Source organism: Hwanghaeella grinnelliae (assembly GCF_004005845.1).
Lineage (GTDB): Bacteria > Pseudomonadota > Alphaproteobacteria > UBA8366 > Aestuariispiraceae > Hwanghaeella > Hwanghaeella grinnelliae.
On record NZ_SADE01000003.1, the window covers coordinates 40,348 to 55,964 of the forward strand.

Sequence of the window (15,617 nt, forward strand, 5' to 3'; positions counted from 1 at the left end):
GGAGCGATAGATGAACGGCGAAGGCATCCTGCCCAATATTCCAATCACCGGCCTGACGGCAGATAGCCGCAAGGTACAGCCCGGCTTTCTGTTCGCGGCCATCCCGGGCCTTGCCCTGGACGGCCGGAACTTTATTTCCGACGCCATTAAGAAAGGTGCCGTGGCCATCCTGACCACACCCGACGTCACGTCGGACAGCCCTCTGCTGGGTGAACAGGGCAAGACCGCCGTGACCTTGGTCCACGACGCCAATCCGCGGCGGCGCCTGGCAAAGATGGCGGCCGCATACTTCTCCCCTCAGCCGGAAATCATGGTCGCGGTCACCGGCACGAACGGTAAAACCTCGGTTGCCAACTTCACCCGTCAACTTTGGCAGGCAATAGGCAGTGAGGCGGGCGCGATCGGAACTTTGGGCGTGAGAGCCAACGGGTTCGATACCGACCACGGACTGACCACACCGGACCCGGTCGATCTGCACAGCCTGCTCGGCGCCATGAAGCAGGCGGGCATCGACCATGTCGCTATGGAAGCGTCCAGCCACGGCCTCGACCAATACCGCCTGGACGGTGCACGTTTCTCCGCAGCCGCCTTCACCAATCTCAGCCGCGATCATCTGGATTATCATCACAACATGGATGCCTATCGCGCGTCCAAGATGCGTCTGTTCGAGGAGTTGCTGGCACCGGGCGGCGTTGCCGTCGTGAACTCAGCCTCGGCAGAGCATGACCGCATCGCGAATATTGCGGCCGAGCGGAAACAACGCCTGTATTCCTATGGGCTTCGAAACGGTCAGATCCGCTGTGTGAAAATGGAGCCGCGGGCCAACGGTTTCGATCTGGAAATCGACATCTTCGGGGAGAGGTTGTCGGTCGATTTCCCCCTTCCCGGTGCGTTTCAGGTCGAGAACGCCCTTGCGGCCTTGGGCTTGGTGCTTGCGACCGGGTCCGACCTGCGCCATGCGGCTCCGAACCTGTCGCGTCTGACGGGCGTTCGCGGGCGAATGGAACGCGCGGCCGTTCTACCGAACGGTGCGGCAGTCTATGTCGATTATTCACACACGCCGGATTCAATTGCGACCGTCCTGAAAGCCCTGCGCAGTCACGTTGGCAATCGCCTTCGTATCGTCTTCGGTTGCGGCGGGGACCGGGATCCCGGAAAGCGGATTCTAATGGGTCAGGCGGCCGCGCAATATGCCGATATGGTCACCGTGACCGACGATAACCCGCGCAGCGAGGATCCTGCCGAAATCCGCATCCAGGCCATGGAAGGATGCCCGGGCGCCGCCAATATCGGCGACCGCCGTGAAGCGATCTTCGCCGCTATGCGGGCACTCGAACCTGGGGACGTACTTTGCGTGGCGGGCAAAGGCCACGAACAAGGTCAGACCATCGCCGGCCGCGTCATCCCCTTCGATGACGCAAGTGTCGTGCGCGAATGCGCTGAAGAACTGGCCGGGGGTGTGGAACCGGCATGACGGCGCTGTGGACAGAAACAACGGTAGAGGAGGCGACGAACGGACGTTCGACGGCGCCCTTTTCCGCGTCCGGCGTTCAGATCGACAGTCGGTTCGTTCAACCAGGCGATCTTTTCATCGCCATTCGCGGCGCCAAGCAGGATGGCCACGCCTTTATCGACAATGCGGCCGAAGCCGGCGCTGCCGCTGCCGTGGTTGCCAAGGATTGGGCAGACAAATATGCCGACCGCGCGACCCTGACGCCGCTTCATGTCGTCGACGACACATTCGACGCTTTGTACGACCTTGCCCGCAGCGCAAGGGCACGCACCCACGCAAAACTCGCGGCCGTGACGGGCAGCATGGGAAAGACCGGCACCAAGGACGGGTTGGCGACGGCATTGGCCGTCGACGGCCCCGTTCATGCAACATCCGGCAACCAGAACAACATGTACGGGCTGCCGCTTACGCTGGCGCGCCTGCCCGAGGATGCTGCATTCGGCGTTTTTGAAATAGGCATGGACCATGCCGGAGAAATCGAACCGTTGAGTGCGTTGCTACGACCGCACCTCGCCATCATTACGACCGTCGCCCCCGTGCATCTGGAATTCTTCGAGTCCGTCGAAGGCATTGCCGATGCAAAGGCGGAAATCTTCGCTGGGCTTTCACCGGACGGCGTCGCGGTACTGCCTCGCGACAACGCACATTTTCCGAGACTCAAAGCCAAAGCCGCCGAACAGGGTATTCGTACCATCATCACCTTCGGCACCCATGCGGAAGCCGACTTCCGACTTATCGACGCCATGACGACCGCTTCCGGCACAGAGATCATGGCATCGATCTTTGGCAAGCGGTTCCTGTATCGCCACGGTATACCCGGCATTCAATGGGCGACGAACAGCTTGGCGATCCTGGCGGCCGTGCACGGGCTGGGCGGCGACTATCGCCGCGCAAGCGATACGTTCATGAGCATGCAAGCCGGCGCCGGCCGGGGAAAGCAAACCGCCATTGCCTTGCCCGCAGGCGGCAACGCAACGCTGATCGACGAAAGCTACAACGCCAACCCCGACGCGGTTCGCGCGGCACTGGCCGTGCTCGACATGGCCGCCGGCAGTGCCGGCGGCAGACGCCTCGCCGTCCTTGGCGACATGCGCGAGTTAGGGCCGAATGCGCCCCAAATGCATGCGGGCCTGGCCGACGCGGTGATCTCCCACAAAGTGGACCGCCTGTTCTGCTGCGGTCCGCATATGGAGCATCTGGCCCAAGCACTAGAAGGCCGGGTCGACACGATGCATGCGGCAAAAAGCACCGGTCTCATCCAAGCCCTGACCGACACTGTCGGCCCCGGCGACGTGGTGATGGTTAAAGGCTCTCTTGGTACCAACATGAAGCCGATCGTCGAGGCGATGCTCGACCTCGACGCTGCGGCTCGAGAATAAAGGGGAGCGCACAGAATGTTATACGCCCTTCTCGCGCCCCTGGCGGACGAGTATCAGGTCTTCAACCTCTTCCGGTATCTGACTTTCCGAACCGGCGGCGCCATGATGACCGCCCTGGTAATCAGCTTTCTGATGGGCCCGACAGTCATCAATTGGCTGCGACAACAGCAGCGCGGCGCCAGCAATATCCGCGAAGACGTGCCTGAACAGCATTTGGCCAAGGCCGGGACACCGACAATGGGCGGCTTCCTGATCCTGATCGCGCTGATCTGCAGCACCCTGCTGTGGATGGATCTTAAGAACGCCTATATCTGGATCGTGCTTCTGGTGACGGCGGGTTTCGGATTGATCGGCTTCGCGGACGATTTTCTGAAGCTGACCAAAAGAAATTCAAAGGGGCTGTCCGGCAAACTGAAACTCGTTGGCCAGATCACCATCAGCTTGGGGGCCGCCTATTGGGTTACAGCCGTCACGCCGGACACGCTGTCCTCCAGCCTCGCCCTTCCCTTCTTGAAGGATGTGTTGCTGAACCTGGGCTGGTTCTTCCTGCCCTTCGCTGTCTTCGTCATCGTCGGTGCGTCCAATGCGGTCAACCTCACGGACGGGTTGGATGGCCTTGCCATTGTCCCGGTGATGATCGCGGCAGGGTGTTTCGGGTTCATTTCTTATCTGGTCGGGAACGCAATCTATTCCGACTATCTTCAGCTCCATTTCGTCGCGGGCTCTGGTGAGTTGGCGGTCTTCTGCGGTGCTATTGTCGGCGCCGCATTGGGTTTCCTGTGGTTCAACGCACCGCCTGCCATGGTTTTCATGGGCGATACCGGCTCGCTGTCGCTTGGCGGCGCGCTGGGGGCGATCAGCATCGTCACGAAACATGAAATCGTGCTGGCAATCATCGGCGGGTTGTTCGTTCTGGAAACCGTTTCGGTGATCGTCCAAGTGACCAGCTTCAAGCTGACGGGCAAGCGCGTCTTCGCGATGGCCCCGTTGCACCATCATTTCGAAAAGAAAGGGTGGGCCGAACCCACCATCGTCATCCGCTTTTGGATCATTGCGATGATCCTGGCGATGATCGGCCTGTCGACGCTGAAGCTTCGGTAAGTCGTTTTTTGTTTTCGCCGGCAATTACATGCGCCGGTCGAATTAAGGGTTTTGAAAAGTGAGTGTCGTGGTGACCATGTACAAGGACAACACCGTCGCGGTTGTCGGGCTCGGGAAATCGGGTCTGTCGGCGGCGCGCGCGCTGAAAGAAGGCGGTGCGGATGTCCTGGTATGGGATGACCGCGCGGATGCACGCGACGATGCACAAAAGGCCGGCTATCAGCTGGCCGCACCGGATACGTATGACTGGTCGGGCGACGCCCCCGCAGCACTGGTCTTGAGCCCCGGCATTCCATTGACCCACCCGCAACCGCATCCCGCGGCAACCGCGGCCGGCATCCATGGTATTCCGGTTCTTGGCGATGTCGAATTGCTATACCGCGCCTGCCCAAGGGCCCGGTATATCGGCATCACCGGAACCAACGGGAAGTCGACCACCACGGCCCTGATCGGCCACATCCTGACATCGACAAATCGCACGGTTGAGGTTGGCGGTAACCTAGGCACGCCGGCACTCGATTTGGCGCCCTTGGATGCCGATGGGATCTATGTGTTGGAAATGTCGTCCTACCAATTGGACCTGACTCATTCGGTCGCCTTCGACAGCGCAATACTCTTGAACGTTACCGCGGACCATCTGGACAGACACGGCGGGATGGACGGCTATATCGCCGCGAAGAAACGGATATTCCGCAACCAGGGCGGTGAGACCGCCGCCATCGTCGGGGTGGACGACAACCATTGCGACGCGGTGGCAACAGCGCTGGAGGATAACGGGCACACGGTGATCCGTCTCTCCGTGACGCAACCGGTTGAGTATGGCGTCTACATTGCCGACGGAAAGCTGATCGATGCGATGACGGACGACCCAATCGCGGTCCTCGACCTGAACGATGCACCCGCCCTGCCCGGTCTGCACAATGCCCAAAACATCGCGGCCGCCTATGCCGCAACACGCCGCGAAGGTCTGTCCCCGGCGGAGATCCGCGACGGCATTCTCACCTTCCCCGGCCTGGCCCATCGGTTGGAGACTGTCGCAGTCGAGGACGGTATCCGTTTCGTCAACGACAGCAAAGCGACGAACGCTGAAGCGACTGCCCGGGCGCTTGCCAGCTTCGAGCGAATCTACTGGATTGCGGGCGGTCGGGAGAAAGAAGGCGGCTACGATGTTCTTCGCCCCTACCTGCCGGCTGTTCGAAAAGCATTTCTTATCGGCGAAGCGGCCGACAACATGGCCGCGGCGCTTTCAAAGTCATTAGAGGTCGAGATTTGCGGCACGCTGCAGCGCGCCGTGGAACAGGCTACAGCCCTGGCAATGGCGGAAGGGGTGCGTGGGTCGGCGGTATTACTGTCGCCTGCCTGCGCCTCCTTCGACCAATTCCCGAATTTTGAGATCAGAGGCACGGCCTTCACCGAGGCGGTGGCTGACACTCTTCGCCACCGGAGGGAGCATCGGTCATGATGCATTTCGCCCGAAACGACACATCCATTCTGGGTAACTGGTGGTGGACCGTGGACAGGTGGCTGCTGGGGGCGGTCGTTCTATTGGGGGCGCTCGGCCTCCTGCTGACGACGACGGCCAGTCCGCCCGTGGCGGAACGCATCAATGTCGACTCCTTCCATTTCGTGAAGAAGCAGGCATTCATGCTGGCGCCGGCCTTGTTCACAATCATCGGGGTTTCCCTACTGAACCTGAAACAGATCCGCCGCCTGGCGTTGGTGGTCTTTGTCGGTGCATTGGTGCTGATGGTCGCGGCCATTTTGTTCGGAACCGAGATCAAGGGCGCCACCCGATGGATTTCCCTCGGTGGATTAACCATCCAACCTTCTGAATTCGCGAAACCCGCTTTCGCCGTTCTGGCGGGATGGATATTAGCCGCTCGGCGGATGGGCGAAGACGTCCCCGGCTATGCGATTTCAGCCGCCCTCTGCGTGTTGGTGGTCGGTCTGCTGGCTTTGCAACCGGATATTGGCCAAGCCTTCGTTGTCTGTTCCATCTGGTTCACCCAGCTGTTCATCGCAGGTCTGTCGATGAGCTTCGTCATCTTCGCGGTGCTCGGCGGCCTCGCCGCACTGGTCGCCGCGTATTACATATTTCCGCATGTCGCGACCCGGATAGACCGATTTCTCGACCCGCAGGCGCATGACAGCTATCAGATCGACAAGGCGATGGAAGCCTTCCAATCCGGCGGCATTATGGGCCGCGGTCCCGGTGAAGGGATCGTGAAACAAAGCCTGCCCGACGGCCATGCGGACTTTATCTTCGCGGTCGCGGGTGAGGAGTTCGGCCTGTTCGCCTGTATGTTCATCGTGGCAATTTTCGTGTTCGTGGTGGTGCGTGGCTTGTCGCGCCTGCTGCAAGACAACGACATGTTCGTCGTCCTGGCAGCGACCGGCCTGATCGTGCAATTCGCACTGCAAGCCCTGGTCAACATGGCCTCGACCTTGAGCCTCATCCCCACAAAGGGAATGACCTTGCCGTTCATTTCCTATGGTGGGTCCAGCCTGCTGGCCCTTGCACTGGGTATGGGCATGCTTTTGGCGCTTACCCGCCGCCGACCGGAGATCGCGTCATGGCGGGATTGAGCGCGACCAACACCGACAACGGCCTGATCGCCCTGGCGACCGGCGGCACGGGCGGGCATGTCTTCCCGGCCGAGGCACTGGCGCGGGAATTGGAATCCCGCGGCTACCGCCTCGCCTTGATCACCGACCGGCGCGGCGACGCCTTCGGCGGCACCTTGGACCGGATCGACCTGCATACGATTTCCGCCGCTGCGGTAAGCGGGCGTGGCATCCTGGGCAAGGTTGGCGCGGCATTCAGCCTCGCGCTCGGCTATATCCAAGCCAGCAACCTATTGAAACAGCTACGGCCCTTGGCGGTTGTCGGGTTTGGCGGATATCCCTCGGTCCCGACCATGCTGGCGGCCAGCCGGAACCGCCGCATCAAATCAGCCATCCATGAACAGAACGCAGTTCTGGGACGAGCCAATCGCCTGTTGGCCCCGCGTATGGATAGAATTGCGACATCCTTTGCCGAAACCAGCGGCTTGCGGCAGTCGGACCGGAATAAAGCTGTCTGGACAGGGAACCCCGTTCGTCCCGACATCATGCAAATGGCGAATACACCTTATGCCCCGCCGCGCCAGGAGGATCCATTTCAGTTGCTCGTCGTTGGCGGCAGCCAAGGCGCACGCGTATTCGGCGACGTTATTCCAGCGGCGATCGCGCTGCTGCGTGACGATCAGCGCAATCGCCTGCGCATCGTGCAGCAGGCACGGGAACCGCAAGTGCAGGATGTCTCACAACACTATCGGCGCATCGGCGTCGACGCAGAAGTCCGCAGCTTCTTCGGCGACATGCCGCTGCAACTGACCAAGGCGCATCTAGTGATCAGCCGCGCCGGCGCATCGACCATCGCGGAACTGACGACGACCGGGCGCCCTTCCGTCCTGGTGCCGTACCGATATGCCATCGACGACCACCAAACCGAAAACGCAGCGCGGATCTGCGATTCAGCCGGCGCTTGGATGATGCCGGAAGCGGATATGGATGCGGCGGTCTTGGCCCAGCGCCTCGGCGATTTGATGGACCAGCCGCATACGCTTGCCAGCGCGGCCGCCGCAGCGCGCCGAATTGGCACGCCTGAGGCAACGCGCAAGCTTGCCGACATTGTCGTCGACTTGGTCGGCGGAACCGTGACCTCGCCCAATACCCAGAAAAACGAAAAAGCCCGGGAGGCCCTCGCCTGATGCAAGTACCCCTTTCCATCGGCCCGTTGCATTTTGTCGGTATCGGCGGGATCGGCATGTCCGGCATCGCCGAGGTGATGAAGAATCTGGGCTATACGGTCGGCGGGTCTGATATTGCGGAAACCGCCAATGTGAAGCGGCTGCGCGAACTGGGAATTCCGGTCACCGTGGGTCATGCGGCTGAAAACATCAAAGACGCCTCGGTTGTCGTTGTCAGTTCCGCGATCCGTCCGGAAAATCCTGAGCTGCTCGCCGCGCGGGAACGCTTGATTCCCGTCGTCCGGCGCGCCGAAATGCTGGCGGAACTGATGCGGTTGAAATGGTCTGTCGCCGTTGGCGGCACCCATGGCAAGACGACCACGACATCCCTGGTCGCCGCGCTGCTGGACGGGGGCGACCTGGACCCAACCGTCATCAATGGCGGCATCATCAACGCCTACGGCACCAATGCCCGCCTCGGCCAGGGTGATTGGATGGTCGTCGAAGCGGATGAATCCGACGGGTCTTTTACCAAGTTACCGGCCACTATCGCCATCGTCACGAACATCGACCCCGAGCATATGGAACATTACGGTTCCTTCGAAAAGCTGCGGGACGCCTTCCGGATATTCGTCCAGAACATCCCCTTCTACGGTTTCGCGGTGATGTGCATCGATCATGCCGAAGTGCAGGCCATGATCGGGAAGATCGAGGACCGGCGTGTCATTACATATGGCTTCAACCCGCAAGCGGAGATCCGAGCCTCGAACGCGGCGGCCTCGCCGGGCGGATACACGTTCGATGTCACCGTCGCGCTTCGCGGCGATGAACCCTGGGCCATTGAAGGCCTGCATCTGCCGATGTATGGCGAGCACAATGTTCAGAATGCCCTCGCTGCGATCTCTGTGGCGTTGGAAATGGGCATCGAGGTTGACGATATCCGCAATGCACTGGCGCGCTTCTCGGGCGTCAAACGGCGTTTCACGAAGACCGGCGAAGCCGGCGGCGTGACCGTCATCGACGATTACGGTCACCACCCGGTTGAAATCACCGCCGTCTTGAAAGCGGCACGCGACGCCACGCGACGGAACGTAATCGCCGTGGTGCAGCCTCACCGTTACACGCGTTTGCGGGACCTTTTCGAAGAGTTCTGCGCCTGCTTCAACGATGCGGACAAGGTCATCATCGCGCCGGTCTATGCGGCCGGTGAAGAACCCATGGAAGGCGTCGACCGTGACGCCCTTGCGCAGGGCTTAAGGACACGGGGCCACCGTGGTGTGGTCACCATTGACGGTCAGGATGACCTGGCCGAAGCGGTTGCTGACGTGGCGCGGGAAGGCGATCTCGTCGTCTGCTTAGGGGCCGGGACGATCACGAATTGGGCGCAAGCCCTGCCGGATGAGCTGAAACTACGCTTTGGCAGGAGCCGCGCCGGAAAATAGACATGATGAGCAACGCCCAGACGACATCCGACACACCTTTCGACCTGCCGCCTGTCCGCGGCCGCGTCACGTTCGACGCCCCCTTGTCGAAGGTCACGTGGTTCCGCGTCGGCGGGCCGGCGGATGTGGTCTTCCGCCCGGAGGACCAGGAAGATCTAAGTGCTTTTCTTGCCTCCCTGCCGGACGATGTCGACGTCATGGTCATCGGCATCGGTTCGAACCTGTTGGTCCGCGACGGTGGCGTGCGCGGCGTGGTTATCAGGCTGCTGGGACCTTTCGCCGGGATCGAAGTCGATGGAGAGATCGTGCGCGCAGGTGCCGGCGCCCTGGATCAAAATGTCGCCAAGGTAGCGGCCCGGCACGGATTGACCGGCCTTGAATTCCTTAGTGGCATCCCCGGATCGATCGGTGGGGCTTTGCGCATGAACGCCGGAGCCTATGGGGCAGAGACGAAGGATGTCCTGATCAGCGCCACGGCTGTCGACCGCCAGGGCAATGCCCACGAAGTGACGGCCGCGGAGATGGGCTTTGGTTACCGCAAATCGTCGGTGCCCGCGGATTGGATTTTCACCGAAGCCGTTTTTCGTGCAGCCCCGGGGAACCGGGAAGAGATCGAGGCAAAGATGGCCGAGATCGCCGAAAAACGGGCCGACAGCCAACCGATCAGAAGCCGCACGGGCGGGTCGACTTTCAAAAATCCGGGCGCCCTGGACCCGGATGGACCGAAGGCTTGGAAGCTAATCGACTCGGTTGGTGGACGAGGATTGACGATTGGCGGCGCCCAAGTAAGCAATCAGCACTGTAATTTCTTAATAAATACTGGCGAAGCAACCGCAGAAGATTTAGAAAGACTAGGGGAAGTGTTACGTGCGAAAGTCAAAGAGAAAACTGGTATAAATCTTGAGTGGGAAATAAAACGCGTAGGCGAGACAAAAGATGAGTAAGGAAAACACACCCCAGCGCAGCAAGAAAAGGGTGGCCGTCCTATTGGGCGGCTGGTCGGCTGAGCGTGAGGTTTCCTTGGTCTCGGGCCGGGATTGCGCCGACGCTCTCGAGAAAGCCGGCTACGACGTTACGCGGATCGATGTGACGCGGGATCTGAAGGCGTTGGTCAATGCCCTGACCCCAGCGCCCGATGCCGTTTTCAATGCGTTGCACGGTCGTGGCGGCGAGGACGGCACCATTCAGGCCGTACTCGACATTCTTGGTATTCCCTACACCCATTCCGGCATGCGCAGCTCGGCCATTGCGATGGACAAGCCAACAGCGATTGCGGCCTTCCGGGCCGCCGGGCTTCCCTGCCCGAAAGGCGTCGTTGTAGCGGAAGAAGATCTGGGCAAAGGCGATCCCCTACCTCGACCCTATGTGGTGAAACCCACCCATGAAGGTTCCAGCGTCGGGGTTTACATCGTTCTGCCGGGCGACAACGGACCGGACTTTTCCGGTTGGCATTTCGGCGATGCCTTGGTTGAGGAATATGTCGCCGGGCGGGAACTGACGGTGACGGTCATGGGCGACAAACCGCTTTGCGTGACCGAACTGCGCCCCAATGACGGCTTTTATGACTACGAAGCCAAATATACCGAAGGCAAAACAGTGCATATCTGCCCGGCGGATATCCCGGAAGACATCGCGGAGCAGTGCAAGGACTACGCTTTGCGTGCGCACAATGCCCTGGGCTGTCGCGGTGTCACACGGTCCGATTTCCGTTGGGACGACAGCGCCCATAACGGATCGCGCCTGTTCCTTCTGGAAGTGAACACCCAACCCGGCATGGCGCCTTTGAGCCTCGCCCCGGAACAGGCCGCGCATGCCGGCCTGTCCTTCCCGGAGCTGGTCAGCTGGATGGTGGAGGAGGCGCAATGCGACTGACCCTCCCCTTCCTGAACAAGGATGCGAAGAAAAAGACCGCCAAGAAGGGCGCAACGAAGAAAAGCCGGATTGCCGCTGAAGGTCGGCGGGCCGCGCGTCGCCGCGCCCGCGCCCGGTGGATGAAACCTGCGCTGAAAATCGGCGCGCCGGTGGCAATCGCCGGCGCCTTGTCGGCTGCCGGGTTCGTGCTGTGGTCGAACGGCACGATCCAGCGCACTTATGACAACGCCGTCGCGGCAACCATGAAAACCTCGGCCGAAATGGGGCTTGCGGTGTATCAGGTTTCCGTCTCGGGCCGCCGCGAAACCAACAAGGACCGCTTGCTGAAAGCGGTTGGTGTCCGGGTCGGCGACCCGATCCTGGCGGTCGACATTCAAGACATTCTAGATCGCGTAAACTCCATTGGTTGGGTGGAATCCGCGGTTGTGGAACGGCGGCTGCCGGACCATCTGCATATCCAGATCGAGGAACGCAAAGCCGCCGCAATCTGGCAGAAAGATCATGAATTTGTTCTGGTCGATATAGACGGCAACGTCATCGGCACCGATGGGCTTGAGCGCTACCGCCATTTGAAAGTGGTGGTGGGCGACGGCGCGCCGGACAGAACCGCCGAACTGGTGTCGCTGCTGGAGCGCGAACCGATGCTGAACAGCCGCATCGTGGCTGCGGTCTGGGTCGCGGGTCGGCGATGGAACCTGCGTTTGGACAATGGCATCGACATCCGCCTGCCGGAAGAAAACCCAGGCGACGCACTACAGCGTTTGGCGCAGCTTGAGCGCGACCACCGGCTTTTGGCCCGGGACATCGCGGCAATCGATCTGCGTCAATCGGACCGTCTTATCGTTCGGATGACGGAAGAAGCCGCCGAACGGAAACGAGCCCACAAGGATGAAACCTAAAGCGCGACGGCAACCAAAGAGAAAAACGGAACGCCCCGACCGCCAACGACCGATAGAATGAACGAAACGAAGAATGTCCAGTCACCGTACCATTGCCGCCCTGGATGTAGGGTCCTTTAAGATCTGCTGCTTCATTGCCGAAGCCCGCGGACCCGGAAAGGTGCGCGTGACAGGCATGAGCCACCAGGCAAGCGCGGGAATCCGCCAAGGCATGGTGGTGGACATGGATGCCGCGCAACAGGCAATTTCCTCGGCCGTTCACAGCGCCGAGCAGATGGCGGGATCGCAGGTTCACGAGGTCGTCGTCAGCCTGACCGGCGGGCAGCCCCGCAGCCAGGTGCTGCGTCGGGAAATGACCATCGGCGGCGGCGCCATCAAGGACATGGATGTCCGCCGCCTGCTGCACGATTGCCGCGGCTCGGCAAGCTTGACTGACAGCATGCTGATCCATGCCGTCCCGGTCGGGTATTCGATCGACGGTTCGCCGTTGACGCCGGATCCGCGCGGTATGCATGGTCAGACACTGGGCGTTCGCATGACGGTCGTCAGCGCAGCGGAAAGCGCGGTTCGAAACCTTTTGACCTGCGTCGCGCGTTGCCATCTGGAGGCCCGGGACCTGGTGGTATCCCCCTATGCGGCCGGCCTGGCGGCCTTGGTTGAGGACGAACGCGACCTTGGCACGACCATCGTGGAAATGGGGGCCGGCACGACGTCCTTGGCCGTCTTCTACGAAGGGGCGGCGATCCATACCGACGTCATCCCGATCGGCGGCCGGCATGTGACCAACGATATCAGCCAAGGCCTGCACACCCGCATCGACCATGCGGAGCGGTTGAAGACGCTGTATGGAAACGCGATCCGTTCTTCCAACGAAGACCGAGAGATGATCGACGTCGTGCAGATCGGTGAAGACCCCGATGCGACGCCGCAGCAGGTTCCGCGCAGCCATCTGAATGGAATTATTGCGCCGCGCGTCGAAGAAACATTGGAACTGGTGCGCCAGCGCTTGGACAAGTCCGGGGTTTCCGGCCTTGCCGGCCAGCGTGTCGTCCTGACCGGCGGCGCGGCGCAATTGCCCGGCCTTAGAGAATTGGCGGGCCAGATCCTGGACAAACAAGTACGCATCGGCCGTCCCCTGCGCATTTCGGGGCTGGCTGAGGCAACCGGTGGACCGGCATTTGCAACCTGTGCCGGCCTGCTCATGTTCGCCGTTGACGATCGGGGGGAGGCAAGGTCCGCCCAAGCCCACAAACCGCCGGCCAACGGTTCACTGTTCGGACGACTAGGAGGGTGGTTTCGTGAAAACTTTTAAAAGTTACTTCGCCACAACCGCCGGCGCGGCAGGTTTTTGCAACCTGCCGGAGACTGGCGGCGAATCCAGTACCAAGGAGCACCACCCTACTCAAAAAGAAGGCAGCACAGCTCATGTTAAAGAGTGGAAGCCGCACCCGAAAAGTACCGCAAAACCCGACTTTTCAAGCTGGCCCGCATTGCGGACCGGCACGTCGGGATAACAGTCTGACCAAAAACGCACGTACGGAGGCGTACCATGACCATTAAATTCACGCCCCCCGGACCGGATCCGGAAATGAAGCCGAGGATAGTTGTCGTCGGCGTCGGCGGAGCCGGGGGAAATGCCGTCAACAATATGATCGCTTCCAATCTGGAAGGGGTCGAATTTGTCGTTGCCAACACCGACGCGCAAGCGCTCACCCAGTCGAGCGCGGAACGCTGCATCCAACTCGGTTCCGGCATCACCAAGGGGTTGGGCGCCGGCGCACAGCCCGAAGTCGGCCGCGCCGCGGCTGAAGAAGCCATGCCTGAATTGATGGAGCATTTGGCTGGCGCCAACATGCTGTTCATCACCGCCGGCATGGGCGGCGGCACCGGTACCGGTGCAGCCCCCGTCATCGCCGAAGCGGCCCGTGAAAAGGGGATGCTGACGGTCGGTGTCATCACCAAGCCCTTCCACTTCGAAGGCCGGCACCGCATGAAACTTGCGGAACAGGGCATCGAGGAGCTGCAAGGCTTGGTCGATACCCTGATTATCATTCCGAACCAGAACCTGTTCCGGGTCGCGAATGAAAAGACGACCTTTGCCGATGCCTTCAAGCTGGCTGATGACGTCCTGTATTCGGGCGTCCGCGGCGTTACGGACCTGATGGTCATGCCGGGCCTGATCAACCTCGACTTCGCCGATATTCGCACGGTGATGAGCGAAATGGGCAAAGCCATGATGGGGACCGGCGAAGCGGAAGGCGAAGACCGCGCCCGCGCGGCAGCCGAAGCCGCCATTTCCAACCCGCTGCTGGAAGATGTGACGATGAAGGGCGCGCTTGGCGTTCTGATCAACATCACCGGTGGACCGGACATGACGCTGTTCGAAGTGGACGAAGCGGCGAACCGCATCCGCGAGGAAGTGGACGAAAACGCCAATATCATCTTCGGTTCCACTTTCGAAGAAGCCCTGGAAGGCAAGATGCGGGTTTCCGTCGTGGCGACCGGCATTGAAGCTGAAGCCCAGACTCAACCGCGCCCGGCATCGACCCGTTCGATCAGCCTGACCCGTCCGAAACGCCCGGCCGCCGCCCCTTCCGAGACGGAAGAATCCGGCGATACCGAAGCGGCGGCCCCCGCGGTTACCGCAACGGTCGGTGAGCCGGCCGCAGAGACACCCGCCACACCGATTGCGGCCGGTTTCGAAGTGCATACCGTGAACGAAGAAAAGCCGGTGGAAAACAACAACGGCCAGCAGGAAAACGGCGAAAGCGATGCTTTGGCTGCTTCCCAACCGGTCGAGCCTTCACCGGCGATGACAGGCGCCGCGGAAACCGACGGAACCGTTCAGAGGGATCAGCAGGAAGCGGTTCAGGAACCGCACCTGTTCGACGAGCTGAACCAACCGACCGCGGAAGAACAGGAAGCACCGGAAGCGCCGGTTGCCCGTCCGGCCCCGGAAGCTGCGGCACCTCAACCCCGCCGACCGGACGTGACGGCACCGCGTGATGCGTTTATCCCGCCGCCGCCGATCACCGTTAAGCCGGCCAAGGATAGCCAATCGGATCTGGGCGGCGACCCCTTTGCCGAGGCCGACCTGGCCAATGGCCGGAGCGATGCGCCGAAGAAACGGTCAAACCTGTTTCGTCGGGTAACGAATGTCCTGGGCACGAAACAGGACCGATCCGAAGAGGACGCCGCGTCGGTTGAACAGCATCCCGCTGCACGGACCGGTACCGGTGAACCATTGCGCCGCACCACCGCACAAACCACGCAAGGCGCGGCGCCGGCGCAAAGCAGCTTGGACACGCAACCGTCCGAAGAGCGGATGGAACCCGCGTCACCGGCCGATTCGGAACTGCTGGAAATTCCGGCATTCCTGCGTCGCCAGGCAAACTAGCGGCCACCTTACTGCGTTTTAAGTCAGACACATTCCTGCCGGCATGATCGCATTTCTAACGAAAGACGATCATGCCGGTTTCTTTTGGCCCTTTTCTTGAGAAATTGATTCTTTGTTAACTTATTGAATATTAGAAACAAAACATCACCGATCCCTGGTTCGAAGGATTGCCGTTCTTGGGGATGCCGAAGTAACAATTCGAAACAATGTTTGATTTGAGGGTGCACAGCCCAGTTGGTACACAGAAGCTGAGAGAACTAAGCGGATTTATTTATTTGACTAC

Annotated in this window: 13 protein-coding genes; all 13 read left to right on the forward strand. The window is 60.9% G+C overall.

Going from position 1 to position 15,617, the window contains the following annotated elements:
• Positions 1-10: 10 nt before the first annotated feature.
• The 13 genes from EOI86_RS17270 to ftsZ all read left to right on the forward strand — a co-directional run bounded on the left by EOI86_RS17270 (position 11) and on the right by ftsZ (position 15,334).
• The gene (locus EOI86_RS17270) at positions 11-1,474 is read left to right on the forward strand and encodes a UDP-N-acetylmuramoyl-L-alanyl-D-glutamate--2,6-diaminopimelate ligase (protein WP_127766595.1); all 1,464 of its coding nucleotides are present in this window, start codon (positions 11-13) and stop codon (positions 1,472-1,474) included.
• Positions 1,471-2,892, forward strand: coding sequence for a UDP-N-acetylmuramoyl-tripeptide--D-alanyl-D-alanine ligase (gene murF, locus EOI86_RS17275; RefSeq protein WP_127766597.1), 1,422 nt, complete (start codon positions 1,471-1,473; stop codon positions 2,890-2,892). The genes EOI86_RS17270 and murF overlap by 4 nt, the downstream gene beginning before the upstream one ends.
• A 15-nt stretch (positions 2,893-2,907) precedes the next feature.
• Positions 2,908-3,993 carry a phospho-N-acetylmuramoyl-pentapeptide-transferase gene (gene mraY, locus EOI86_RS17280; RefSeq protein WP_127766599.1) on the forward strand — a complete coding sequence of 362 codons (1,086 nt, stop codon included), beginning with the start codon at positions 2,908-2,910 and terminating at the stop codon, positions 3,991-3,993.
• A gap of 58 nt (positions 3,994-4,051) precedes the next feature.
• Positions 4,052-5,455: a UDP-N-acetylmuramoyl-L-alanine--D-glutamate ligase gene (gene murD, locus EOI86_RS17285; protein WP_240035717.1), complete on the forward strand. Its 1,404-nt coding sequence runs from the start codon at positions 4,052-4,054 to the stop codon at positions 5,453-5,455.
• On the forward strand, positions 5,452-6,579 hold the full coding sequence (gene ftsW, locus EOI86_RS17290) for a putative lipid II flippase FtsW (RefSeq protein ID WP_127766600.1): 1,128 nt from the start codon (positions 5,452-5,454) through the stop codon (positions 6,577-6,579). The genes murD and ftsW overlap by 4 nt, the downstream gene beginning before the upstream one ends.
• Positions 6,567-7,745: an undecaprenyldiphospho-muramoylpentapeptide beta-N-acetylglucosaminyltransferase gene (gene murG, locus EOI86_RS17295; RefSeq protein ID WP_127766602.1), complete on the forward strand. Its 1,179-nt coding sequence runs from the start codon at positions 6,567-6,569 to the stop codon at positions 7,743-7,745. Before ftsW ends, murG begins: the two co-directional genes overlap by 13 nt.
• A complete protein-coding gene (murC, locus tag EOI86_RS17300) occupies positions 7,742-9,166 on the forward strand; it encodes a UDP-N-acetylmuramate--L-alanine ligase (protein ID WP_127766604.1) in 1,425 nt (474 codons plus the stop codon). The genes murG and murC overlap by 4 nt, the downstream gene beginning before the upstream one ends.
• 2 nt (positions 9,167-9,168) lie before the next feature.
• The gene (gene murB, locus EOI86_RS17305; protein WP_240035718.1) at positions 9,169-10,110 is read left to right on the forward strand and encodes a UDP-N-acetylmuramate dehydrogenase; all 942 of its coding nucleotides are present in this window, start codon (positions 9,169-9,171) and stop codon (positions 10,108-10,110) included.
• Positions 10,103-11,038 (forward strand): D-alanine--D-alanine ligase, encoded by a 936-nt coding sequence (locus tag EOI86_RS17310; RefSeq protein WP_127766606.1) that lies wholly within the window; start codon positions 10,103-10,105, stop codon positions 11,036-11,038. Before murB ends, EOI86_RS17310 begins: the two co-directional genes overlap by 8 nt.
• Complete coding sequence (locus EOI86_RS17315; protein WP_127766608.1) at positions 11,029-11,937, forward strand: cell division protein FtsQ/DivIB; 909 nt, start codon at positions 11,029-11,031, stop codon at positions 11,935-11,937. Before EOI86_RS17310 ends, EOI86_RS17315 begins: the two co-directional genes overlap by 10 nt.
• 73 nt (positions 11,938-12,010) lie before the next feature.
• On the forward strand, positions 12,011-13,249 hold the full coding sequence (ftsA, locus tag EOI86_RS17320; protein ID WP_127766610.1) for a cell division protein FtsA: 1,239 nt from the start codon (positions 12,011-12,013) through the stop codon (positions 13,247-13,249).
• Positions 13,236-13,451, forward strand: coding sequence for a hypothetical protein (locus tag EOI86_RS17325; protein ID WP_127766612.1), 216 nt, complete (start codon positions 13,236-13,238; stop codon positions 13,449-13,451). Before ftsA ends, EOI86_RS17325 begins: the two co-directional genes overlap by 14 nt.
• Before the next feature lie 35 nt (positions 13,452-13,486).
• Positions 13,487-15,334, forward strand: a complete 1,848-nt coding sequence (gene ftsZ, locus EOI86_RS17330) for a cell division protein FtsZ (RefSeq protein WP_127766614.1) — start codon at positions 13,487-13,489, stop codon at positions 15,332-15,334.
• Positions 15,335-15,617 lie beyond the last annotated feature (283 nt).